Raw genomic sequence first — 21,126 nt, forward strand, 5'->3', positions numbered from 1 at the left:
TCACTTCGATCCTCACGCCAGCATCTCCCTGATCACATGCCCCTCCACATTCGTCAGCCTTCGCTGCACGCCATTGTGCTCAAACGTGAGCCGCTCGTGATCAAGTCCCAGCAGGTGCAGAATCGTCGCATTAAAGTCATACAGCGGGTGTACATCCTTCACCGCCTTCTGCCCGAGTTCATCCGTCTCACCACAGCTCACACCACGCTTCACACCGGCCCCCGTCATCCAGCACGTAAAGCCATCAGGATTGTGATCGCGCCCCTTCGCACCTTTTTGGAAGAAAGGCATGCGCCCAAATTCCGTGCACCACACCACGAGCGTGTCCTCCAGCAAACCGCGTGACTTGAGATCTCGAATCAGCGCCGCAGCCGGTTGGTCCAGGATTGGCGCATGCACGTCATACTGATCTTTGAGCGCGTTGTGCCCGTCCCAGTTCAGCTTCCCGCCGCTGGCATACGCGCCGTTGAAAAGCTGCACAAACCTCACTCCTTTTTCGATCAGCCGCCGCGCGAGAATGCAGTTCTTCGCAAACGCCGCCTTCTCCGCGTTCTGCGCATCATCAGCCCCGTAGAGTTTCAAAATATGCGCAGGCTCCGTGCTCAGATCGCTGATCTCCGGAACACTCAGCTGCATGCGCGCCGCCAGCTCATAGCTCGCGATGCGTGCCGCCAGCTTGCCATCACCCGGATTCGCCGCCAGATGGCGCGCGTTCATTCGCTGCAGAAGCGAGCGTGCAGCCTGATCCGTCGCTGGAGTAACACCCTGCGCAGCGAGATGCCGCACCGGATCTTTGGAGCTCATCGTCGTCCCCTGAAACGCCGCCGGCAGAAATCCCGGCCCCCAGTTGTTCGCGCCATTCTGCGGCACACCGCGCGGATCAGGAATGGAAACATAGGAGGGCAGATCCTGGTTCTCACTTCCCAGCGCATACGTCGTCCAGGCACCCAGCGAAGGAAAACCATCGAGGTTGAAGCCCGTGGAGAGAAAATTCTCCGCCGGTCCATGCGTGTTCGACTTGCTCGTCAGCGAGTGCACAAACGCAAAGTCATCTGTCAGCTCCGCCAGATGCGGGATCATGTCGCTCACCCATTTGCCCGTCTGCCCTCGTTGCCGAAATTCATACTGCGGCCGCGCCAGATTGCCCGCAGGTCCTTGAAACGTCACCGCGGGTCCGCCCGGCAGCGGCTTGTCATCCCATTTGATCAGCTCCGGTTTGTAGTCCCAGGTTTCGAGCTGGCTCACCGCTCCCGCACAAAAGATCACCACCACATTCTTCGCCTTCGCCGGAAAGTGCGGCTGGCGCGGCGCATAAGGCCGCGCCGGATCGATGACCGGCCCGTTCGCCGCCAGCAGTCCATCCAGTCCCAGCAGATTTGTCAGCGCGATGGATCCCAGCGCCGTCGCATTGCTGGAGAGGAAGCGGCGGCGGTCGAGCAGCGTGCGCCCTGCGGTAGAAAGGTGTTCGGCGTGGAGAGGCATGTCTGGAGCGCGAGGTCAGGTTAAGAAAGTCCACCTGACACTCTCCACAACGCGGCGACATTTAACGATGATTCATGACTGAATGACGAAAAAAGGCAAGGTTCCCAGCCGCTGGTCTGGAGCACCACCAGTTCTTGATTCGGAGACTACTTCGAGAAGCCGGGGTGGCAGCCGCCGTATGAGGTGATTGCCTCTGTTGGGCTCTTCGATGAAATTCACCCCCACGCTCTTATTCTACGCCCTGCTCATGGTGCCGGTCATCGCCGCTGTTCTTGGCCTGATGTACAACCTTGAAGTCGATCTCTCGTTCGCCGCATGAAATCCGCCACCTGCCTCTGGGCCGCTATCTCATGGCTGTTCATTGTGCCAGCATCCACCTTCAGCGCTTCCGCCGACGAAGAGCTTGCCGCGGCGTTGAAGGCAGCGAAGTGGACCAGCGCCCTGCGGCTGGATCTCCAACGCCCCATCGATCCCCGGCTCGCCACCATTGAAGGCGGCGACGTCCTTCGCTGCGGTCTCTTCCCTGGAAAGACCCACCTGGCTCATGACGCCGAGGAGGTGCGCCGCCTCTCATCCCGGCTCGCTCCCGGAGACAAGCTCATCCTCGCAGCAGGCGCGTGGAAGGACCAGTCGTTTGTCTTTGAAGGTCACGGCACCATGGAGGCCCCCATTTTGATCTGTCCGGAGAAGCCAGGCAGTGTGTTCTTCAGCGGTGGCTCCAGTGTGCGCTTTCACGGAAAGCATCTCATCGTGCATGATCTGGCCTTTCGCGGCATCACGGTCACACGAAACAACACCACCGTTTTTGCAGTCGGGAATGGCGAGGCCAGGCCAGCCGACCATTGTATTTTCCATCGCATCCGCATCGAAGATTGCGGCTCTGCTGACTCCGCCGATCGCGCCAGGATTCATGTCTGGCTCATGGCCCTTCGCGGCAGCGACAACACTGTGGCCGGCTGCACCTTCGAAAACCTCCGCAACATCGGCCAGATGCTCGGCGCCTCTGAACTTCCCGCGCAGGGCCTGCAGCGTCTGCACATCCTGAACAACCGCTTCGCCTGCCGCCCTTACCTCGACAACCAGAACGGCTACGAAGTCATCCAGATAGGCTGGAGCGGAGTGCGTGCCGCACCCACCGGATCGCTCATTCAGGGAAACACCTTTGAGAAATGCGATGGCGAGAATGAACTCATCACCTTGAAAGCATCAGACATCGTGGTCCGCGACAATCGCTTTCTGGCCAGCCAGGGTGTTCTCTGTCTGCGCACCGCACGCCGTGTTCTCGTCCAGGACAATGTCTTCGATGGCCATGACCGCGAAAACACCGGCGGAGTACGTTTGCAAGGCGATGGCCACATCCTCCTTGGCAACACCTTCCGCAATCTCGGTAAACCTGCGGACTACTACGCCTGGCCCGTCTCCCTGATGGCCGCAGACGTCGAAACCTTTGGCGAAAGCGATGAACTGGGCGGCTACGGCCGCGCCAAAAACATTCTCATCATCCGCAACCGCTTCGAGCACTGCGCGAAACGCATCGCCGCAGGCATTTACCCCCGCCCCCAATACCCGCTGCTTCCCCAGAACGTTCTGGCACAGGAAAACATCTTCACCGACATGAAGATGTCCGGCTGCTTCGATTACATCGCGCCAGATTCATCCGGAACTCTGCCAAAAGAACTGCGGGAATCGGGCAATCAAAATCTGCCCTGAGCACAAGACCCGAACTACGGCATAAAAAGAAACTCATTACTGTTGAAAAGCGCTCGGCAGAGCGCTGCCAGTCCGTGACTTTGTACGACAGGCATCGCATCAGCCAGCTCCGCAGCGCTCGGCGCGCGACTCAATGCAAGGCGGTACGCGTGTGCGATCTGCGTCCCCACATCTGTCCCCGCCTCCCGCTCCACGCGCTCCGCAAAAGCCTCGCTCTGCACCAATGTGAACCGGCTGTTAAAAAGATTGAGCGCCTGAATCGGCGTGGTGCTTTCCAGCCGTCGCGCAGTGCTCTGCCCCGCATCGGGACAGTCAAAGGCGCCAAACACCGTCTCCGGCTCGCGCCTCACCTTGTGCGCATAGATCATGCGCCGTTCGTTGTCAGGGGTAAAAGTCTCAATGGGATCAAAGCCACTGAGGCCCCCGCGCTGGTCAAAGAAGTTAAAGCCCCTTCCATACATCTTCAGATTCAGCCGCCCGCTCACCGCCAGCATCGAGTCCCGAATCGATTCCGCCTCGAGCCTCCGCGAAGGAAAGCGCCAATAGTAACGCACATCCGCATCAACCAAGGTCCCGTCGTTTCCGCCCTCACCTGCCTTGCCACCTCGGGCCTCTCCTTCCGCCAAATCATCAATCGTAGATCGTAAATCATAAATCTGCCCCCTCTGCCCATACGTCTCAGACATCACAATCAACCGGTGCATGTGCTTCACGCTCCAGCCGCTGCGGATGAATTCGGCGGCTAGCCAGTCGAGCAGTTCGGGGTGGGTCGGCTTCATCCCCATGCGGCCGAAGTCGCTGGGTGTCTGCACCAGCCCTGTGCCGAAGTGCCCCTGCCAGATCCGGTTCACCATCACACGCGCCGTCAGCGGGTTTTGCGGACTGGCGATCCACTCCGCCAGAGCGCGGCGGCGTTCTTGTTCGCCGCTTTCCTTGGGCAGCCTCACAGTGCCCAGTGAACTAAGCACCGCAGGCGCGACTGCTTCCTTTGGCTGCTCGGGGTCGCCGCGGTTCAGCAGGTGGATGTCGTCCGGCGCGCGGAAAGTTCCCGCAAACACCTTCTGCATGTTCACCGCCTGGGCGATTTGTTTCTCGGTGCGGGCCTTCTCTTCAAAGAGCGGACGGGCGAGTTTGTTTTCCGCAGGCGTGAGCCCCTTGAGCGTGGCCTTCGCGGGCTTCTTGTTTTTCGGATCAAACTTCTGCCGGTCGCTCGCATCGGCCACCGTGTGCCATGCCCCTTCGGCATCGCAAACCTCGATCTGGTAGTCGGTGGCCAGTCGGTCCGTGAACTTCCCTTCACGATCTCGGCTCCACACCACGCGCTCGATGGCCTGCTCCTGTGGGAACTCCAGTTCCACCCACCCTTGGCCGGTCTTGCTGGAGAGCCAGCTTCGTGAGTTGCCGTAGCGGCCGTCGTGGATGAACCTCAGTTCGTGGCGCTCAGCCACTCCGATGTCGCCCGAGGATTTGCGCTGCGTGCCCGTGCTTGCCAGCGCCACGTTCTCGCCGCTGGTGTTGAAGATTTCCAGTTCGTCGATGCACGGCTCCAGATTGGTGGTGGCCTTGATGGTAAACCGCACACGTTTGGTTTTCACCGGCGCAAAACGGTCCGCGTTTTCCCGGGCGCTGACCATGGGCCTCTCAGCGCCGGATTTCACCAGAGGCACAAAGCGCGCGAGCTCTTTGTCGATCTGCGCCAGGCGTGTCTTCAGCCGGCTTTCTTCCATCCGCGCCGCTTCGGCCTCAGGGGTGTGCAGGTCGCGGTCCGCATACTCCACTCCCGCCACAAACGCCTGCATGGCATAGTAGTCTTTGGCCGTGATCGGATCAAACTTATGATCATGGCAGCGCGCGCAGCCGATGCCGAGCCCGAGGAAAGTCTGCCCGATGTTCACCACCATCTCGTCGATGGAGTCCTGCCGCGCGAGCCGCTTGGACGCATCATCCTTCCCGATCTGTCCGGGTAGCAGAACGGACGCGGTCACCAGAAAACCCGTGGCCGCGTCCTGCCCCATCGCGTCGCCCACGAGCTGTTCTCGGATAAACCGGTCGTACGGCGTGTCATTGTTAAAAGCACGGATCACGTAGTCCCGGTACGGCCACGCATTGGGCCGCTCAGTGTTCACCTCAAATCCATGCGTGTCCGCATAGCGCACTACATCCAGCCAGTGCTGCGCCCAGTGTTCACCATAGCGCTCGCTCTTCAGCAGTCGCTCCACCACAGCGGCCCGGTCTTGATCTTTTAAAAACGCGGACACCTCATCTGGAGTCGGTGGCAGCCCCGTGAGATCAAACGTCACCCTGCGCAGCCATGCCACCGGATCCGCAGGCGGCGAGCGATGCAGCTTCTTCTCGGCCAGCCTCGCCTCGATGAATCCATCGATGCTCCGCGAAGAACTTGAAACTTGAGGCTTTAAACCTGCAACTTGGATCGGCTTTAAGCTCCAGTGATCACGCCTGTCTTCGAGCTTTGCGAGATCAACCCCCTCCGGCCACACCGCCCCGTCATCAATCCAGGTCGTCAGCGTGGCGATCTCCTTTTCAGACAGCTTTCCTTTCGGCGGCATGAGCTCATCCTCATCATCCGTCGTGATGAAATGGATCAGCGGGCTGTCCTTGGCTCTGCCGGAGATGATGTCAGGGGAGTGCTTGTCGCCTCCTCTCAGGGCTTGAGATTTGATGTCCAGCCTCAGGCCGGACTTCTGCTTTTTCTCGCCGTGGCAGCTGTAGCAGTGCTGCTGAAAAATCGGGCGCACATCGCGCACAAAATCCACCGCAGTGGCGAGCGTGGAAGATGCGAGCAGGATGGAAAGGGCGGTCTTCATCAACGGTACGGATTGCCTGCGGCATGCAGGGCTTGGATTTCAGCGTCACTCATGGCGCGGCCCAGCAGGAGCAGTTCATCCACTCGGCCGCTGAGCTTGCGGTCCTGCTGGTTCCAGTTCCCGATCTGCGCCGGGCCAAGGCGTGCCGGGTAGGCGGTCTCCAGCCGCGTTTCTTTGTCGAACTGTCCGTTGAGATAAAAGCGCACGCTTGCCCGCGTGGCGTCATAGACGGCCGCCAGATGCACCCAGCGTCCCTGCTCCGGAAGCACCGGGCTGCGCGAGTCAGGGTACCCCTGCAGCTCGGTGGAGCCCGGCGCCAGCGTATCGCCGATGAGCGCAAGCCGCATCGTGGAGTTCCGGTTGATGATCCAGTGCACCTGCCCGGGATTGTTTTTGCTCCACCCGTCCGTGTGCAGCAGAGACTGGTACGCCGCCGCACCGAGCCGGTCGATCCTCACCCACGCGGCGAGCGTGAGCTGCGGCCAGTCGCGCCCGCCTCCCACATCGAGCTTCAGGTGGTCCCCCACATTCACAAACTCCGGCGCGTGAGAGCCTGGCCAGCGTCCCTGCACGGTGCGGTACACGCCCGGCAGCTCTTCGGGAGCTTCAAAGTCCAGCAAGGCAATCAGCGCCGGATCTTTTCGCAAGGCAGACAGTGCGGCCTCCGACTGCGCACGCTGACCGGCGGCGAGGCCTGCGGTGAGCCCGGGCATTTCATCCGGCTGGATGAAGGCGGAGGATCGTAGCTCGCGCGCCGTGCTGGCCCCTTGGTCAAATGACACCGCATCACCGCCATGCAGGCTTTGATTGGCCCGCGCACCCGCGGCCTTGGTGATCACCTCGCCCTGAAACACATGCACCTCCGCTGCACCGCTGGACGCCACATCCACCCCGAAGCGCGTGCCCAGATCCACCGCGTCTCCCGTCGGTGTGATGACGGTGAATCCCTTCGCCCCTGGCGGCACATCCGCGGCCAGACGGCCGCGTTTCATGTGCAGGCGCTGCGCCGACTCAAAACGAAACTCCGCCGGCGCTTCGATGACGAGGCGTGCACCGCGTGCGGTGATGAGCGACACACTGCCCGCTCGGATGTCATGGCTCTCGCCGCGCACGCTCGCGCCATCCACCAGCTCCACCACACCTGCGGCTCTTCCCACCACGGCATACGCACGGTGGGCCTCCTGCCAAAACCAGGCGCCAAGCAGGAAAGAAACGCAGGCGGCGGCAGCAGCGATCCAGCGGGGCGAGGCGCTGATCCAGCGCGTGGCCTTCACCGGCTTCCCCGTCACCTCCTCCGGCGCCCAGTCCGCAGCCAGAGCCGCGAGAGCGGAGTCCACATTCATGAGTTCAGCAAACTCACGCCGTGCCTCCCCATCGGCCAGCAGCAGCGTATTCAGCCGCTCCATCTGCTGCGGCGTTATGCTGCCGTCCAGATAGACGCCTGCGAGTGAATCCAGCTCTGTCTTCATGACGCCACCTCCTGCGTCATCGCACGGCGGATGCACTCCAGCAGCTTCTGCCGCATGCGGTGCAGCCATTGGTAAAAGCCCGGCACCGTGCGCCCGCTGCCTTGCGCCACTTCTTGAATGCTCGACTCGGGCTGGTACGCCTGCATCAGCAGTCCGCGCTGATCCTCCGGCACTTTTTTCATGCACTGCTCCAGCGCCTCCCTCTGTCGCTCCAGCAGCGGCTCCAGGGCGGTGGTTTCTTCAGCCATCTTGGCGATGACCTCTTCATCCAGCACCAGCCGGTCACGTCCTCGGTCCCGCAGCCACGCCAGCACCTCGAAGCGCGCCACGCCGAAAGCCCAGGTCTTGAATTCCGTCCCCTCATGCAGGGAGTCAAATTTTTCCCACAGCACCACGCTGATCTCCTGCATCACATCATCCGCATCTGCCCGCGAGGGCACCAGCCGCCGCACATGCGCACGGATGGCCGGCTCATGCGCGGTGAAGCTGCGCAGGAAGCGGCGGTGGCGTTCGGTTTCGGAGGGAGACATGATCGGTCATGTCTGTATCTCCGCCAGAACCGGGGATTTTACGGACGAATGCAGATTTTGTTCAAATCTCCACGCTGCACTACTCCGCCTCCAGCATCCGCTTCGCGGCCTGCAGGTGCTTCTTCTGTTCCGGCGGCAGTTCCGGATACTTCAGCTTCATGCTCTGCATCTCATTGAGGATCGCCGCGCTCACGATGAGCCGCATGTTCTTCTTGTCGTCCGCGGGCACCACATACCAGGGGCAGTTTTCCGTCGCGGTCACCCGGATGGCGTCCTCATACGCTTTCATGTACTCCTTCCAGTGCCCCCGCTCACCCACGTCGCCCTCTTCAAACTTCCAGTTCTTGCTCGGCGTGTTGATGCGGGCCAGGAAGCGCTTCTTTTGCTCGCTCTTGGACACATTCAGAAAGAACTTCAGAATGAGAATGCCGTTGCGGTGGCAGTAGGCCTCATAGTTGGCGATGTCTTCCAGCCGGTCTTCAAACAGCTTCTTAACGTGCTTCGTGGTGTGATCCGGCAGCCGCTGCACTTTGGTTACGATCTCGGGGTGCACCCGGCAGATGAGCACCTCCTCATAGTAGCTGCGGTTGAAAATCCCGATGCGCCCGCGTGGTGGCATCGCGCGCGTGTGGCGCCACATGAAGTCATGGTCCAGCTCCGCCGAGGTGGGCCGCTTGAAGGCATGCACCTCCACGCCTTGCGTGTTCACCCCGCTCATCACATGCTTGATCGTGCTGTCCTTGCCCGCCGCATCCATCGCCTGAAACACCAGCAGCAGCGCCTGCCGGTCCTGCGCATACATCTTCTGCTGCAGATCGTCGATCTCCGTCCGGAACTCCGCGATCAGCGATTCATAGTGCGCATCGTCCTTGTACAGGTCCTTCACCTTGGTCTTCGCCTTCTTGATGCGAAAAGGTTTGCCATCCGGCACGCGAAAGTCATCGAGATCAAGCTTGAGTTTCATGAGGTGAAAAGGATTCAGGATTTAACAGCAGCGAACCCTGATGAACAGGAGGAAGTGCAAGAAGCTGTTCGTTCCGCCTGTTTTTTCGGTTCCATGCACCTCCGGCTATTTTTCGGCATCCACCTCATGCTCCTCGGCGCCGCCATCGGGCAGGTGAGCAGCAGCACGTCGGATCTCGAAAAAGGGCTCTTGGAGCGGTGGGATGGAGTGTTGCCGCTGGACGGCGAAAAACCGCTAAAGTTGCCGAATCCGACACACAAGTCGGAGTTGCAGGACTTCGCCATCGCCTTTGCTTTTCGGGTCGAATCAGCCCCGGATGCCGAGCACGGGAACCACATTCTGGCCTTGGGCAACGAATCCCAGAAGCCCCTGATCGACTGGCATCTCGGCTCCCAGGGCGTCGGCATCACCCTCGAAGACCGTGGCCTCATGCATGCCGTTCCTCTTTCCCCACCCATCACCGGCCGCTGGTGGCATGTGGTGCTCAACGTGAAGCGGGACGCAAAACAGGCACTTACAGGCATCTGGTTGAACGGCATAGAACTCAATTCCTGGCGTGAGCCTCCCGGGCCGCTGCTGCTTGCCAATGCCCTGTTTGAACCCAACAGCCGCGGCCTCGGCGGCCAGATCGCCCATCTGCGGCTCTATGATCGCGCTCTCACCCGTCCGGAAATCCTCGAGCTCGCGGCTCTGCCCACCGGTGCGGCATTGAAGCGCACGCTGACGCCATGGGCGGCAGGGAAGGGCATCATGACGAACGAGGTCCTCGCCATCCTCGGCGGCTCCGAAGCCGTGGCCGTGGTGGAAGATGGCAGCATGGAGACGCAGCTTGTAGCACAGCATCCCATCAAATTGCGTGATCTCACTTGGGAAGCCGACACAGTCTTCCGTCAGGACCGCCCGATGAATTTCGGCAGCCTCAGGCAGCAACTCGAACGCTCAGGTGCCACCGCCGCCATGTTAATCTTCGGCCGCCAGGAATGCCTGGAGCGTGGTGAAAGCGGTTTGGCGGAATTTAAGACCTCTTTGGAGAAGCTGGTATCCACATGCACCGAAGTGACCCCACGCATCGTCTTGGTGCATCCGCCTGCGTTTGAAGGAAAACTCGCACAACACAACGCAGCCTTGAAACAGTATGCCGCCGTCATTGCCGAGGTGGCCAGGGCACACGGGGCTTTGGTTGCAGCTCCAAACAACTCCTTGCAGCCCGGTTCCACACGAGACGGCTTAAACCTCACGTCCACCGGCGCATCTCAGCTTGGCCTCAGCATCGCCCAGCTTTGGAGCAGCGACTCAAAAGCACCCGATGCGACATTGAGATCCCTCATTCAGCAGAAGAACGCCCTCTGGCATCGCTACTGGCGTCCCGCCAACTGGGCCTTCCTCCATGGTGACCGCACCGCCCAGCCCAGCAGCCGCAATCATGCGGATCCCGCGCAGCGCTGGTTTCCGAGCGAACTTGAGCAGTATCTGCCGCTGATTGAGGCAAAGGAGAGCGAAATAGCGCAACGAGCGAACGAATTGGGAGGAAAGCTGCCATGAAAAAAGTAGTCCTGGGCTTTAGCTTGTTCTGGTTCTGTCTCCTGCCCCTCTCCCTCGCACAACAGCCTGCCAAAAAGAAAGGCATCTCCGTCGGCGAACCACCCGCTGACCACTCACCCGAAGCAGAGTTAAGGTCCTTCAAGGTCCTCGAAGGCTTCGAAGTGAACCTGTTTGCCAGCGAAGCCGACGGCATCCCCAATCCCATCGCCATCCGCTGGGATGAACGTGGCCGCCTCTGGGTGCTGCAAACCAGCGACTACCCCCAAGCTCAGCCCGGCAAGGTCTCCGACGACACGATCATCATCCTTGAAGACACCGATCACGATGGCCGCGCTGACAAGCGCACCCTCTTTACCGGAGGCCTGAGCCAGCCCATGGGCATGGAACTCGCTCCGCGAGACCCCGGCGTGAAATCACCCAACGGCCACTCCGTCTATGTCGGCGAAGGAGAAAAACTCTGGCTCATGCACGATGACGACGGAGACGACCACGTGGACCGTCGCGAAGTCGTGCTGCGTGGCTTTGGCACTGGAGACACCCATCAGTGCCTGAACAGCTTCATTTGGGCACCCGATGGCGCCTTGGTGATGCATCAGGGCCTCCATTGCTACTCGCGGGTGACCACAGCCCATGGCACCAAGACTCTCTACGGCGCAGGCTTCTGGCACTACTACCCAAAGAGCGGGCGGCTGAATCCCTATCCCACCGGCATGCCGCTGAACGCCTGGGGCACCGCATTCACGAAATGGGGCCAGCCCATCATGGTGGCTGGTGCGGCAGGCATGTTCTGGGCACGCCCCATGGAAGTCAGCACCTCCCTCATCGAAAACGCAGAGGAGTCCCGCGAACGAAAAGACACGCAAGTGCACAGCATTCCCCATTTTGTCCTCGAACGCTTCCAGCTTCCCTACAGCGGCCAGATCATCAAGACCGACGGCCTGCGAAAATTCTGCGGCATCGACATCGTCGGCAATTCCCACTGGCCCGAACCGATGCAGGAGGAAATCATCAGCGGCGGCTTCTTCGAAAACGCCGTCTATCGCTACAAGCTCACTCCTGACAAAGAGTTCCCCAGCGGCATGCAGGCCATCGAGCAGCCCCCGCTCATCACCAGCGACAACGTCGCCTTCCGCCCCATCGACATCCGCTTCGGTCCCGAAGGAGCGCTCTACATCGCCGACTGGTACGACCCCATCATCGGTCACTATCAAGCGAGCTTCCGCCATCCGCATCGTGATGCGACTCATGGGCGCATCTGGCGTGTCGTGGCAAAGGGACAAACAAACATCCCTCGTTTTAACATAAGTGAGTACCTAGTCCCAGGCATGAAGGGTGTTAGAGTCCGAGGTCAACCCAGCAGGTGGTTAGATTATCAAGTGGATCGAGTAGAGCGGCAAGTGGGGATGGAGAACAGATGGACGGAAGAAAATGGACATGCCTCGCATGTACATGGGCTGAGTGATTTGCGGGAGATTGAAAAGGCGACGGAGGACGATTCTCCCCTCGTCCGTCTAGAAGCCGTCGTTGCTGCGGCGAAGGTGCCATCACCTGAGGCGATCAAAGTGGCCTTGAAGGTGCTCGACAAGCCGATGGACAGCTTCATCGAGCGGGCGCTGTGGCTGGCGGTGCATGCGACGGCACCGCAGTGGAAGAAGCCGCCGTTTGAGATTTTGAATTCGCTGCCGCCGAATCATCTGGCGTTTCTGGTGGAGAAGGAGGGCAGTGCGGAGCTGCTGGGGGTGGTGCGCACGATGCTGGCGGAAAAGGGGGAGTCGATGTCTGCGGAGACACGCCGAGGGCTGGTGGCGGCTTTGGTGCGCAAAGGGGGACCCGATGACATGCTCCTCGCTCTGAAGCTGGGGCTGAAGGATCAGGCGGTGCTGGATGATTTGGCGAACGCCGCGAAGCAACGGAGTGGCAAGCTGCCTGAAGGAGCGGAAGCCGTGCTGCAGGAAGTGCTGCAGAGTGGCACCGACGCGCAAAAAGTTGCAGCCTGCATACTCACGGGCGAGTGGCGTGTGAGAAGTGCGGTGGAACTCATCCGCCCCTTGCTGAATACAGGAGAGGCCACACGCGCCGCTGCCGTGGCGGCACTCGTGCGATTGGGCGAACCCGTAGAGACTTTTGCACCCTTTGCAGGCGATGTGAAACAACCGTGGCCGGTGCGGGTGGCGGCGCTCACGGCGGTGGCGGAGAAGAAGCCGGCTCTGGCAGGTCAGCTCGCGGCGGCGGCGCTTGGGAGCATTGCAGATGGAGACACAATGCGGGCCTGGCTGACGCCGCTCCTGGCGCGTGAGCCTGCCGTGGCGGCGCTGGCGAAGGAATTGAATGATAGGCCATGTTCTGCCGAAGTGGCAAAACTGGCGCTGACCACACTGACTGCGGCGGGCAGGGGCGATGCCGCGCTGACGACCGCCTTTGGCAAAATCCTGGGCGTGAAGAACACGGTGCCCGCCTATGAAACGTCCTGGGTAGCTGCCTTGGCAGCGGAGGTGAAAAGGGGTGGCGATGCGGTGAAGGGGAAGGCCGTTTTCAATGCGCCACTTTCAGGCTGCATCGCCTGTCACAAGATCGGCGGGCAGGGTGGCGTGGTGGGCCCGGAGCTGGATGCGGTGGGCCGTGGTGTGCCAGTGGAACTGCTCATCGAAGCCGTGGTCTGGCCGAACCGGCAGATCAAAGAGGGCTATGTGGCCACGACACTGAAGCTGAAGGACGGTCGCCAGTTGCAAGGCTACAAAGTGAGCGAAGCTGGTGGCGAACTGCAGCTTCGTGACCTTTTAGGTGGTCAAGTGAGCCGATTTACTCCCGCGCAGATTCAGGAGAAGCAGGAGGCCGGCTCGCTGATGCCGGAGGGGCTGATCATGAACATGACGCGGGAGGAGCTGAGGGATTTGATCGCGTATCTCGCCGGGCTGGGGAGGTAGAGAAGCAGTCAAGAGGTCAAGGAATGGTCAAGTGTCGCGGCAGTGACCTTCTTGACGGCTTCTTGACCGTCGAAGCCTTGACCATCTTGACAGAGAAAGCTTGACCGTCTCCACCACACAGGCACAAAAAAGGGCGGGGATGAACCCGCCCTTTGAAGTTTCTTTTCCCTGAGCCGGATTAAGCGGCGGAGACAGGGGCTTCCGGTGCGCCGGGGGCTTTCGGAAGGGTGAAGCGATAGCGGATCTTGCCACGCTTGGCTGCGGCACGGGCTTTGCGCTTGGTACGCTCTTTCGGAGTTTCGTGGGCGCGCAGGCGGCGGACTTCTTCAAGGATGCCGTCCATTTCAAGGCGGGTCTTGAGGCGTTTGAGAGCGCGGTCAACGGGCTCGCCTTTACGGATCTGAATTTCGGTCATAAACGGGGTCGGGGTGGTTTGGGAAAAGGGGCGTGAAAATAGGGGAATGAGGGCCTGCGTCAAATGGAATATGACCTCAAGCGACGAGAGTCTGCTCGCGGTCCGGACCGATGCCGACGAGGCTGACGCGTGCGCCGGTGAGTTCTTCGAGGCGCTTGAGGTAGGCTTTGGCCAGCGGGGGGAGGTCGGCGAACTTGCGGATGCCGCTGAGATCCTGCTTCCAGCCCTGGTGGGTTTCGTAAACAGGGACGCACGCAGCCAGATCGGCAGCGGTGCTCGGCGGGTAGTGGATGGTCTTGCCGCGCAGGGTGTAGGCGGTGCAAATTTGAATGGTGTCCAGGCCGTCCAGGCCGTCGAGGTTGGTGATGGCGAGTTCATCGGCACCATTGACCATGACGGCATAGCGTACGAGCACGGAGTCCAGCCAGCCGCAGCGGCGGGCGCGGCCGGTGGTGGCACCGAATTCACGGCCCATGTTGTGCAGCATGTCACCGATGGCGTCGTTTTCGGTCACGAAAGGACCGCTGCCGACGCGGGTGGTGTAAGCTTTGCCGACGGCGACGACCTTGTCGATCATGCGCGGTGGGACGCCGGAGCCGGTGCAGGCGCCGCCGGAGGTGGTGTTGGACGAGGTGACGAAGGGATAGGTGCCGTGGTCGATGTCCAGGTAGGTACCCTGAGCGCCTTCAAACAGGAGGCTTTTGCCGGCCTTGATGGCCTCGTGCAGATACACGGTGGTGTTGGTGATGTGTGGGGCCAGCGTTTTGGCGGCTTCGAGCATCTCCTTCACGGTCTCTTCCACGGGGACGAGTTCCACGCCGAGTTCGGCAAAGGTGGCATTATGGCGGGCCAGACGGTCACGCAGCTCTTCTTCGAAGATTTCGGGCTGGGTCATCAGGATGGTGCGCAGGCCGTCGCGCTCCACTTTGTCGGCGTAGGCCGGGCCGATGCCGCGTCCGGTGGTGCCGATCTTTTTGTCGCCACGCTTGGCTTCACGGACCTTGTCGAGGCCGCGGTGGTAGGGCATCACCAGGTGGGCGGTTTCGCTGATGAGGAGATTTTCCGGGGTGATGGTCACGCCCTGGCCACGGAGCTTGGCCATTTCTGCGAGCAGGCCGGTGGGGTCCATGACGACGCCGTTGCCGATGACGCAGATTTTGTCCTTCCAAAGGATGCCGGAGGGGATGAGGTGGAGGATGTACTTGGTGCCGTTGCTGATGACGGTGTGGCCGGCGTTGTTGCCACCGGCGGCGCGGACGACGACGTCCGTGTTTTCCGTGAGGTAATCAACGATTTTACCTTTTCCTTCATCGCCCCACTGGGCGCCGACAATGATAGTGTTAGACATGGATTCTTAGCTTGGGATGGCGGCATGAGGAAGCCGCAAGAGGGTTGGTTTTGTGACGCGCAGACTGGGGCATGGCAGCCGGAGGGGCCGCTGCAGGTCTCCCCGGAGGGAGTCAGGAAGGCGAGCGCGTGCTGTTGTCAGGCTCAGGGGGTTACACCCATTTGATTGGCGAAAAACACGGCTGCTCCGCAGGCGAGGATGCCGAGAACGCCGAGCGTGAGGACAAGGCCGGAGCCTTGGTTTTTCTGTTTAACCTTGGGGCCGAAGCCTGTGCGCATGCGCCCGTTGTAGGGCTGGCTGCCGTATCCGCTGGACGGGGTGGAAACGGAGATGGTCGGGGCGGAATAGGCATCCTCCTCCACTTCGCCATCGCCGACGAACACGCAGTTCACATTGCCGAGCTGAAAGGCGCCGCCGGGGGAGAGGCTGACCTGCTCCACGCGGGTGCCGCCGATTTTGGTGCCGTTGGTGGAACCAAGGTCGGTGAGCGTCCAGGAACTGCCGTCGAAGACCACTTCACCATGATGGCTGGACACGGAGTCATCAGCGATGATGAGCTGGTTGTCATCGGCACGACCCACGGTCATACGTTCGGCGTCGAGTTCGAGGGCGCCGGAGGCACCGTCAGGAGTGGTGAATTGAATACGAGGCATAACGGAGCAGTCTTAGCAGGCCGGGGGCGGGGAGGCAAGAGGGATTCACGGCAGGCGGGTGCGGGCTTGCGCGGGCGGGGGTTCTCCGCTAGGAAAGCGGGGAACCACCTCAGCCTTCCTCTCCCTGTGACCCAAATTTTTGAAATTCTTGGTAAATTCGACACTGAAAGCGACTGCCACAAGCTGCTGTATGCCCCGCATCCGCTGCCGCTGAAATATCGTGAGGGACGCGTGTACAAGATCGAGTTTGACGGAGACGAGTCTGCCCTGAAGGCCTTTGTGGACAAGGTGCTGATCGACCCCATCAGCCAGGAGGCCCGCGTGGGCGGCCAGCCGGCATTTGAGAAGGCGGCATTCGTCCTTGAATACGGGATGAAGGGAGCAGCGCTGGATTTGGAAAAAGAGATGATCTTGAACTACTACCGCAGCACGCCGAACGCTGGCTTTGAACTGAAAAAGCTGACGCTGCGCACCAGGATCTATGTGTTTGGGGAAGGGGCGGAGCCTGCGCAATTTGTGCGGGACATTGTGAATCCTGCGATCCACACTCACGAAGTGCTCAAGGCGGCCTGACCAATACCTGACGGGCTTTCGATAGCAGGTGTGCGCGAGGTGCGTTTGAGGTTGGTCCATGAACCCAACCACAACCAACCAACGACTCCTTTCCCTCGATGCATTTCGAGGTTTCATCATGCTGCTGATGGCCTCTTCGGGCTTTGGCATCGTGCAGATGGCCGCCGCGAATCCGGGGTCCGCCTGGGAGTTTGTGATGCCGCAGTTTGCGCATCAGGCCTGGCAGGGCTGCTCCCTGTGGGACCTGATCCAGCCGAGCTTCATGTTCATGGTGGGCATGTCGGTGCCGTTTTCCTATGCGAAGCGGCGCGAGCATGGGCAGGGATTTTTTGGCATGGCGTGGCATGCGCTGACGCGCTCCATACTGCTGGTGGCGCTGGGGGTGATGCTGGCCACCAAAGCCGGGGACAAGCACACGGTCTTCCTGTTTACCAATGTGCTGGCGCAGATCGGGCTGGGGTACTTTGTGCTGTTCCTGCTGACACGCCTGGGCTGGGAGTATCTGATGGCGTGGATCATTCTGATTTTGGCGGGATATTCGTGGTTTTTCATCCAGCATCCGCTGCCCTCGCCGGAAGATCTGGCCGCGATCGCGGGCATGAAGGATGTGGAGCAGGGGATTTTGCCGGGGTTTGCCGGGCACTGGAACATTCACACCAATGCGGCGGCCGCGTTTGACCGGTGGTTTCTCAACCAGCTGCCGCAGGCGCAGCCGTACCAGTTCACTTCTGGCGGATACCAGACGCTGAACTTCGTGCCGGCGCTGGCCACGATGATGCTGGGGGCGCTGACGGGCTGCTTCCTGATGCGCAGCAGCAAAACGGAGAAGGGCAAATGGGCGGCGCTGCTGATCATGGGCCTGGTGCTGGTGGTGGTGGGGACGGCGCTGGACGTGAAAGTCCTGCCGGTGATCGGAGCCAAGTTTGACCAGTACACGCTGCTTCCGGTGGTGAAGCGCATCTGGACGCCGTCATGGGTGATCCTGAGCGGCGGCTGGGTGTTGATCCTGCTCTCCTTCTTTTACGGGCTGGTGGAGATCCTGGGGATGCGGAAGCTGGTTTTCCCGCTGGTGGTGGTGGGCATGAACAGCATCGTGATCTACCTGCTGCACAGCCTGTGCGCCGGATGGATCCGGGAAAATCTGCACAAGCATCTGCCGGAGACGGCTTTCCCGGCGTATTGGACTCCTGTCATCGACAGATGCGGAGTGCTGTTTGTGCTTTGGCTGATCTGCTGGTGGCTGTATAAACAGAAGGCCTTCATCAAACTGTGATCTCCAAATACTTCCTTTTAGCCAGCATCTCCTGCCTTGCAGCCTGCCAGAGCAAGCCGGAGGCGCCTGCGGCCGGGCGTGATCTGCAGGACGAGGAGCGCAAGCACAAGGCGGGCCTCGTGCTGATCCCTGACCTGCAGCACTCGAGCAACTGGGAGAAGCTGATCCATGTGGACATGGGAGTGCCGGACAGCAAGATCCATGTTGAGGCCGGACCTGGGTTCACCACCTTGACCATTATGGACCTGGCGAAACGTGGAGATGCCGAAAATGTGGCGCAGGAGCTGAGGACGATCGCCGCGAAGAAACCGGAGAAGTTTGGAGTTACGAAGGTGGAGGTGAAGCTGGCCAATGCGCCGGCCACGATCAATCCCTTTGTGCTGCCGACGCAGGCCGCGCCCCAGGCACCGGCTAATCCAGGCTCGGATCTCCCAACGCTTTCATTACCGCCATTCCGCATCGACGGCCGCTGAGCAGAGCGCCGTTGATGGAGATGTTTTCACACCAGTCCCCGCAGCGGTAGAGGCCCGGTTCGAGCACGCTGGGAAGCGGCCCCTCGCCGAGGCGCAGCTGCCGGCTTTCCGGCTGTGCATGGCGGATCTGGTAGGTGCGGAGGTGGCGCCATTTCGAGACCACAGCCTCGCCGAACCAGCTGCCCATCTGCTCGCGCACGACCTGCTCAAGCTCGGTACTGGAAGGGGCGCCGATGATGGAGGCGGAGATGAGGTGCTGCCCCGGCGGAGCGTAGTGCGGTGAAACCCGCGAGAGCACGACGACGCTGTTCACCGGGCCGCGGCCGTCGCCATCCAGATGGAGGATGGGATCTCCAGGAGGGAGATCGTCCGTGGCGAAGTACATGCAGGTGGTGGAGCGGCTGGGAAGACGGGTGGTGTTTTCAGGAGAGGGCAGGAGCCGGTGTGCCACCTCCTCGCCAACGGCGACGATGACGTGGTCGGCATGGATGACCTCGCCTGTGTCCAGCGTCACCTCCCCGGCGCGCACTGCGGAGACCGGGGCATTGAGGCGGAGGCTCTTCGGCGGGAGGGCCATGGCGAGCTGATCGGGAATGGACTGCATGCCGCGTGCGGGCAGGGCACTGCCGGCGCGGTCAAACATGGAGAACAAAAACAGCAGCATGCGTGCGCTGGTGCGCAGATCCTTTTCCTGAAAGACGCCGCCAAAGAAGGGGCGGAAGAAGCGATCAATCATGCCCTCGGAGAAGCCGAAGTCGCGCAGGTAGTCCTCGGACTCCATCTCGGGAAGCTCCGCCGGGGGCTCGCGGAGGCCGAAAACTTCTTTGCGCAGCAGGAGCGTGGTCCATTTGTCCCGGAGGGTGACGATCTCGGCATTGACGTTTTTGAGCGCCGTGAGCGGATGCGCCAGCGGGTCCGCCATGCGGTAGAAGCGGTTTTTGACGAAGACATCCGCGCCACGGTAGAGTGACTTCAGATCGAGAGCCTCGTAATCCAGGACACGACGCGCCTCAGGGTAGGCGGGAAGGAAGACCTGGAAGCCGCGGTCAAGCAGGAAGCCATCGACCACGTCCGTGCGCACGCGGCCACCGACGGCATTGGACGCTTCCAGAAGGGTGAAGGGACGACCAGCGGCGGCCAAAACGCGGGCACAGGCCAGCCCCGCAAGGCCGGCGCCTACAATTACAATCCTGGGCTGCGCATCACTCATTCATCCTTAATCACTCGTGCGCCTATTTTGGAGATGCCTTTTGGCTTTGCAAGCGCCGTAGGCATGGCAAGCATGGTGCATGCCATCCCCCCGTATCCTCATCCTCGGCGCCACCGGCGGCCTGGGGCGTGCCTTGCAGCGCCATTTGGGAGGGAAAAATAACCTCACGTGCTGGGGGCGGGCCGAGATGGATTTTGAAAAACCGGACGAGATCCCGGCGAAGCTGGCGGCGCAGGAATACGACGTGGTGCTGAATGCTGCAGGCATGACCAGCCCGGATGTGTGCGAAGTGCAGCCGGAACGTGCGCTGCTGGCCAACGTGGTGGCACCGCAGGTCATCGCCGAATGCAGTGAACGCAAGGGGGCGCGCATGATTCAGTTTAGCACGGATTATGTCTTCAGCGGGGAGCCGCATGATCTGTGGCGTGAAGAGGACGAGACGAAGCCGGTGAATGTGTATGGCCGGACCAAGCTGGCCGGAGAAGCGGCGGTGCTGAAGGCCTCCCCGCGTGCCCTGGTGGCACGCGTCTCCTGGCTGTTTGGCCCGGACAAGCCGAGCCATCCTGACAACATCATCCTGCGGGCCATGCAGACGGAGGAGCTGACTGCGGTGGCGGACAAGGTGTCTGCGCCGACGAGCAATGCGGACATCTGCGGCTGGGTTGAGCGGCTTGTTCTGGAACATCCCGGCACGAACGGGGTGCTGCATCTGTGCAACAGCGGCATTGCCTCCTGGCATACGTGGGCAGAGGCGGCGCTGGGCATTGCCGAGTGGCTTGGAGTGCCGGTGAAGACTACGCGCGTACAGCCAGTACCACTGGCCAGCCTCACGCAGTTCAAGGCGCAGCGCCCGCTGATGACGCTGATGAGCAATGCGAAACTGCAGGGGCTGCTGGGGGAGGAGATCCGCAACTGGCACGATGCATTGGAAGAATATCTGGTGCAGAAGTATCAGCCGAAATGACTCCCGCCCCCTCCTCCGCCATGACCCGCTGCGAGATTCTCCATGAGGACCGGTTCCTCATTGTGGTGAACAAACCGCATGGTGTGCTTTCGCATCCGAACCCGAAGGCGGGCAAAGCGCAGATGGCGGCCTTTGAAGGAAGCTATGATCAGGACCGGCGCTGTTTCAAAACCGCGGCTGGAAGTGTGTGGCTGCTGCATCGGCTGGATCAAGACACCTCAGGTGTGCTGCTGGGAGCCAAGGATGAAAAGACGGCGGCGGCATGCCGCGCGGCGTTTGAAGCGGAGGTGGTGCGGAAAAAATACATGGCGCTGTGCAGCGGGAACGCAGCGAAACCGGAAGGGGTATGGCTGGATCATCTGATCACCGCCCATGCGAAGAATCAGGTGCGCACGACGGTGCGCCATGGCGTGCGGCCGAATGCGGAGGCGAAATACCGGGTGCTCGAAGCGAATGCGCTCAATCGCGTGGTGTTGATCGAAGTGGAGCTGATCACCGGGAAGACGCATCAGATCCGCGTGCAGGCGGCATCACGCCAGCTGCCGCTGGTGGGGGATGATGTGTATGGGTCGTTTGACCTGAACCGGAAGCTGCGGAAGACGATTTTGGCGAAGCGGCTGTTTCTGCATGCGCATGAGCTGAGCCTGAAGCACCCGGCTTCCGGGCAGCAGCTCAGTGTGAAAGCGCCGCTGCCGCCAGATTTGGTGGCGGTGCTGGCGGCGGCGGGAATGAAGGGAGGACAGTAGCCCTCTCGCGGAGCGAGAGGAGCCG

The 21,126-nt window shown here is 61.1% G+C and carries 17 protein-coding genes; 8 read left to right on the plus strand and 9 right to left on the minus strand.

Annotated elements, in window-relative coordinates; genetic code table 11:
* Positions 1 to 12 precede the first annotated feature (12 nt).
* Positions 13 to 1,482, minus strand: coding sequence for a DUF1501 domain-containing protein (locus ACILSR_RS22745; RefSeq protein WP_395752099.1), 1,470 nt, complete (start codon positions 1,480 to 1,482; stop codon positions 13 to 15).
* Positions 1,483 to 1,797: 315 nt separating this feature from the next.
* Here ACILSR_RS22745 and ACILSR_RS22750 point away from each other — a divergent pair, with 315 nt between their 5' ends.
* Entirely contained in the window at positions 1,798 to 3,192 is a 1,395-nt protein-coding gene (locus ACILSR_RS22750) for a chondroitinase-B domain-containing protein (RefSeq protein WP_395752100.1), read from the plus strand.
* A gap of 14 nt (positions 3,193 to 3,206) precedes the next feature.
* Here the strand turns inward: ACILSR_RS22750 and ACILSR_RS22755 are convergent, their stop codons facing one another.
* The 4 genes from ACILSR_RS22755 to ACILSR_RS22770 all read right to left on the minus strand — a co-directional run bounded on the left by ACILSR_RS22755 (position 3,207) and on the right by ACILSR_RS22770 (position 8,980).
* Positions 3,207 to 6,017, minus strand: a complete 2,811-nt coding sequence (locus ACILSR_RS22755) for a PSD1 and planctomycete cytochrome C domain-containing protein (RefSeq protein WP_395752101.1) — start codon at positions 6,015 to 6,017, stop codon at positions 3,207 to 3,209.
* Positions 6,017 to 7,486 carry a LamG-like jellyroll fold domain-containing protein gene (locus ACILSR_RS22760; RefSeq protein WP_395752102.1) on the minus strand — a complete coding sequence of 490 codons (1,470 nt, stop codon included), beginning with the start codon at positions 7,484 to 7,486 and terminating at the stop codon, positions 6,017 to 6,019. The genes ACILSR_RS22755 and ACILSR_RS22760 overlap by 1 nt, the downstream gene beginning before the upstream one ends.
* Entirely contained in the window at positions 7,483 to 8,016 is a 534-nt protein-coding gene (locus tag ACILSR_RS22765; protein WP_395752103.1) for a sigma-70 family RNA polymerase sigma factor, read from the minus strand. Before ACILSR_RS22765 ends, ACILSR_RS22760 begins: the two co-directional genes overlap by 4 nt.
* A 79-nt stretch (positions 8,017 to 8,095) precedes the next feature.
* Entirely contained in the window at positions 8,096 to 8,980 is an 885-nt protein-coding gene (locus ACILSR_RS22770) for a polyphosphate kinase 2 family protein (RefSeq protein ID WP_395752104.1), read from the minus strand.
* A gap of 93 nt (positions 8,981 to 9,073) precedes the next feature.
* On the opposite strand from ACILSR_RS22770, the gene ACILSR_RS22775 reads away from it, so the two are divergent.
* Together ACILSR_RS22775 and ACILSR_RS22780 are read left to right on the plus strand one after the other, a co-directional pair.
* Positions 9,074 to 10,522: a hypothetical protein gene (locus ACILSR_RS22775; protein ID WP_395752105.1), complete on the plus strand. Its 1,449-nt coding sequence runs from the start codon at positions 9,074 to 9,076 to the stop codon at positions 10,520 to 10,522.
* Positions 10,519 to 13,446 (plus strand): PVC-type heme-binding CxxCH protein, encoded by a 2,928-nt coding sequence (locus ACILSR_RS22780; protein ID WP_395752106.1) that lies wholly within the window; start codon positions 10,519 to 10,521, stop codon positions 13,444 to 13,446. Before ACILSR_RS22775 ends, ACILSR_RS22780 begins: the two co-directional genes overlap by 4 nt.
* A gap of 178 nt (positions 13,447 to 13,624) precedes the next feature.
* Here the strand turns inward: ACILSR_RS22780 and rpsU are convergent, their stop codons facing one another.
* The 3 genes from rpsU to ACILSR_RS22795 form a co-directional block, all read right to left on the minus strand.
* Positions 13,625 to 13,861 carry a 30S ribosomal protein S21 gene (gene rpsU, locus ACILSR_RS22785; RefSeq protein WP_395752107.1) on the minus strand — a complete coding sequence of 79 codons (237 nt, stop codon included), beginning with the start codon at positions 13,859 to 13,861 and terminating at the stop codon, positions 13,625 to 13,627.
* A 76-nt stretch (positions 13,862 to 13,937) separates the two neighbouring features.
* Positions 13,938 to 15,209: an adenylosuccinate synthase gene (locus ACILSR_RS22790; protein WP_395752108.1), complete on the minus strand. Its 1,272-nt coding sequence runs from the start codon at positions 15,207 to 15,209 to the stop codon at positions 13,938 to 13,940.
* 143 nt (positions 15,210 to 15,352) lie between these two features.
* Positions 15,353 to 15,862 carry an FHA domain-containing protein gene (locus ACILSR_RS22795; RefSeq protein WP_395752109.1) on the minus strand — a complete coding sequence of 170 codons (510 nt, stop codon included), beginning with the start codon at positions 15,860 to 15,862 and terminating at the stop codon, positions 15,353 to 15,355.
* Positions 15,863 to 15,988: 126 nt separating this feature from the next.
* Between ACILSR_RS22795 and ACILSR_RS22800 the strand changes: the two genes are divergently transcribed.
* Genes ACILSR_RS22800 through ACILSR_RS22810 form a run of 3 tightly spaced genes read left to right on the plus strand, consistent with a single transcriptional unit; the run spans position 15,989 to position 18,181 of the window.
* Positions 15,989 to 16,435, plus strand: a complete 447-nt coding sequence (locus ACILSR_RS22800) for a hypothetical protein (RefSeq protein ID WP_395752110.1) — start codon at positions 15,989 to 15,991, stop codon at positions 16,433 to 16,435.
* 58 nt (positions 16,436 to 16,493) lie between these two features.
* The gene (locus ACILSR_RS22805) at positions 16,494 to 17,708 is read left to right on the plus strand and encodes an acyltransferase family protein (protein ID WP_395752111.1); all 1,215 of its coding nucleotides are present in this window, start codon (positions 16,494 to 16,496) and stop codon (positions 17,706 to 17,708) included.
* Positions 17,705 to 18,181 (plus strand): hypothetical protein, encoded by a 477-nt coding sequence (locus ACILSR_RS22810; RefSeq protein ID WP_395752112.1) that lies wholly within the window; start codon positions 17,705 to 17,707, stop codon positions 18,179 to 18,181. Before ACILSR_RS22805 ends, ACILSR_RS22810 begins: the two co-directional genes overlap by 4 nt.
* On the opposite strand, the gene ACILSR_RS22815 is transcribed toward ACILSR_RS22810, so the two are convergent.
* The gene (locus tag ACILSR_RS22815; RefSeq protein ID WP_395752113.1) at positions 18,120 to 19,391 is read right to left on the minus strand and encodes an NAD(P)/FAD-dependent oxidoreductase; all 1,272 of its coding nucleotides are present in this window, start codon (positions 19,389 to 19,391) and stop codon (positions 18,120 to 18,122) included. The genes ACILSR_RS22810 and ACILSR_RS22815 overlap by 62 nt on opposite strands.
* 79 nt (positions 19,392 to 19,470) lie before the next feature.
* On the opposite strand from ACILSR_RS22815, the gene rfbD reads away from it, so the two are divergent.
* Positions 19,471 to 20,355 (plus strand): dTDP-4-dehydrorhamnose reductase, encoded by an 885-nt coding sequence (gene rfbD, locus ACILSR_RS22820; RefSeq protein ID WP_395752114.1) that lies wholly within the window; start codon positions 19,471 to 19,473, stop codon positions 20,353 to 20,355.
* Positions 20,352 to 21,101 carry an RluA family pseudouridine synthase gene (locus tag ACILSR_RS22825; protein WP_395752115.1) on the plus strand — a complete coding sequence of 250 codons (750 nt, stop codon included), beginning with the start codon at positions 20,352 to 20,354 and terminating at the stop codon, positions 21,099 to 21,101. The genes rfbD and ACILSR_RS22825 overlap by 4 nt, the downstream gene beginning before the upstream one ends.
* Positions 21,102 to 21,126: the final 25 nt, after the last annotated feature.

Origin of the sequence: Prosthecobacter sp. (genome assembly GCF_044222565.1) — a bacterium.
Lineage (GTDB): Bacteria > Verrucomicrobiota > Verrucomicrobiia > Verrucomicrobiales > Verrucomicrobiaceae > Prosthecobacter.

Excerpts from the sequence above, each read along its gene's own strand:
- ACILSR_RS22745 (WP_395752099.1), bottom strand. The coding sequence starts at position 1,482 with ATGCCTCTCCACGCCGAACACCTTTCTACCGCAGGGCGCACGCTGCTC.
- ACILSR_RS22750 (WP_395752100.1), top strand. The coding sequence starts at position 1,798 with ATGAAATCCGCCACCTGCCTCTGGGCCGCTATCTCATGGCTGTTCATT.
- ACILSR_RS22755 (WP_395752101.1), bottom strand. The coding sequence starts at position 6,017 with ATGAAGACCGCCCTTTCCATCCTGCTCGCATCTTCCACGCTCGCCACT.
- ACILSR_RS22760 (WP_395752102.1), bottom strand. The coding sequence starts at position 7,486 with ATGAAGACAGAGCTGGATTCACTCGCAGGCGTCTATCTGGACGGCAGC.
- ACILSR_RS22765 (WP_395752103.1), bottom strand. The coding sequence starts at position 8,016 with ATGTCTCCCTCCGAAACCGAACGCCACCGCCGCTTCCTGCGCAGCTTC.
- ACILSR_RS22770 (WP_395752104.1), bottom strand. The coding sequence starts at position 8,980 with ATGAAACTCAAGCTTGATCTCGATGACTTTCGCGTGCCGGATGGCAAA.
- ACILSR_RS22775 (WP_395752105.1), top strand. The coding sequence starts at position 9,074 with ATGCACCTCCGGCTATTTTTCGGCATCCACCTCATGCTCCTCGGCGCC.
- ACILSR_RS22780 (WP_395752106.1), top strand. The coding sequence starts at position 10,519 with ATGAAAAAAGTAGTCCTGGGCTTTAGCTTGTTCTGGTTCTGTCTCCTG.
- rpsU (WP_395752107.1), bottom strand. The coding sequence starts at position 13,861 with ATGACCGAAATTCAGATCCGTAAAGGCGAGCCCGTTGACCGCGCTCTC.
- ACILSR_RS22790 (WP_395752108.1), bottom strand. The coding sequence starts at position 15,209 with ATGTCTAACACTATCATTGTCGGCGCCCAGTGGGGCGATGAAGGAAAA.
- ACILSR_RS22795 (WP_395752109.1), bottom strand. The coding sequence starts at position 15,862 with ATGCCTCGTATTCAATTCACCACTCCTGACGGTGCCTCCGGCGCCCTC.
- ACILSR_RS22805 (WP_395752111.1), top strand. The coding sequence starts at position 16,494 with ATGAACCCAACCACAACCAACCAACGACTCCTTTCCCTCGATGCATTT.
- ACILSR_RS22815 (WP_395752113.1), bottom strand. The coding sequence starts at position 19,391 with ATGAGTGATGCGCAGCCCAGGATTGTAATTGTAGGCGCCGGCCTTGCG.
- rfbD (WP_395752114.1), top strand. The coding sequence starts at position 19,471 with ATGCCATCCCCCCGTATCCTCATCCTCGGCGCCACCGGCGGCCTGGGG.
- ACILSR_RS22825 (WP_395752115.1), top strand. The coding sequence starts at position 20,352 with ATGACTCCCGCCCCCTCCTCCGCCATGACCCGCTGCGAGATTCTCCAT.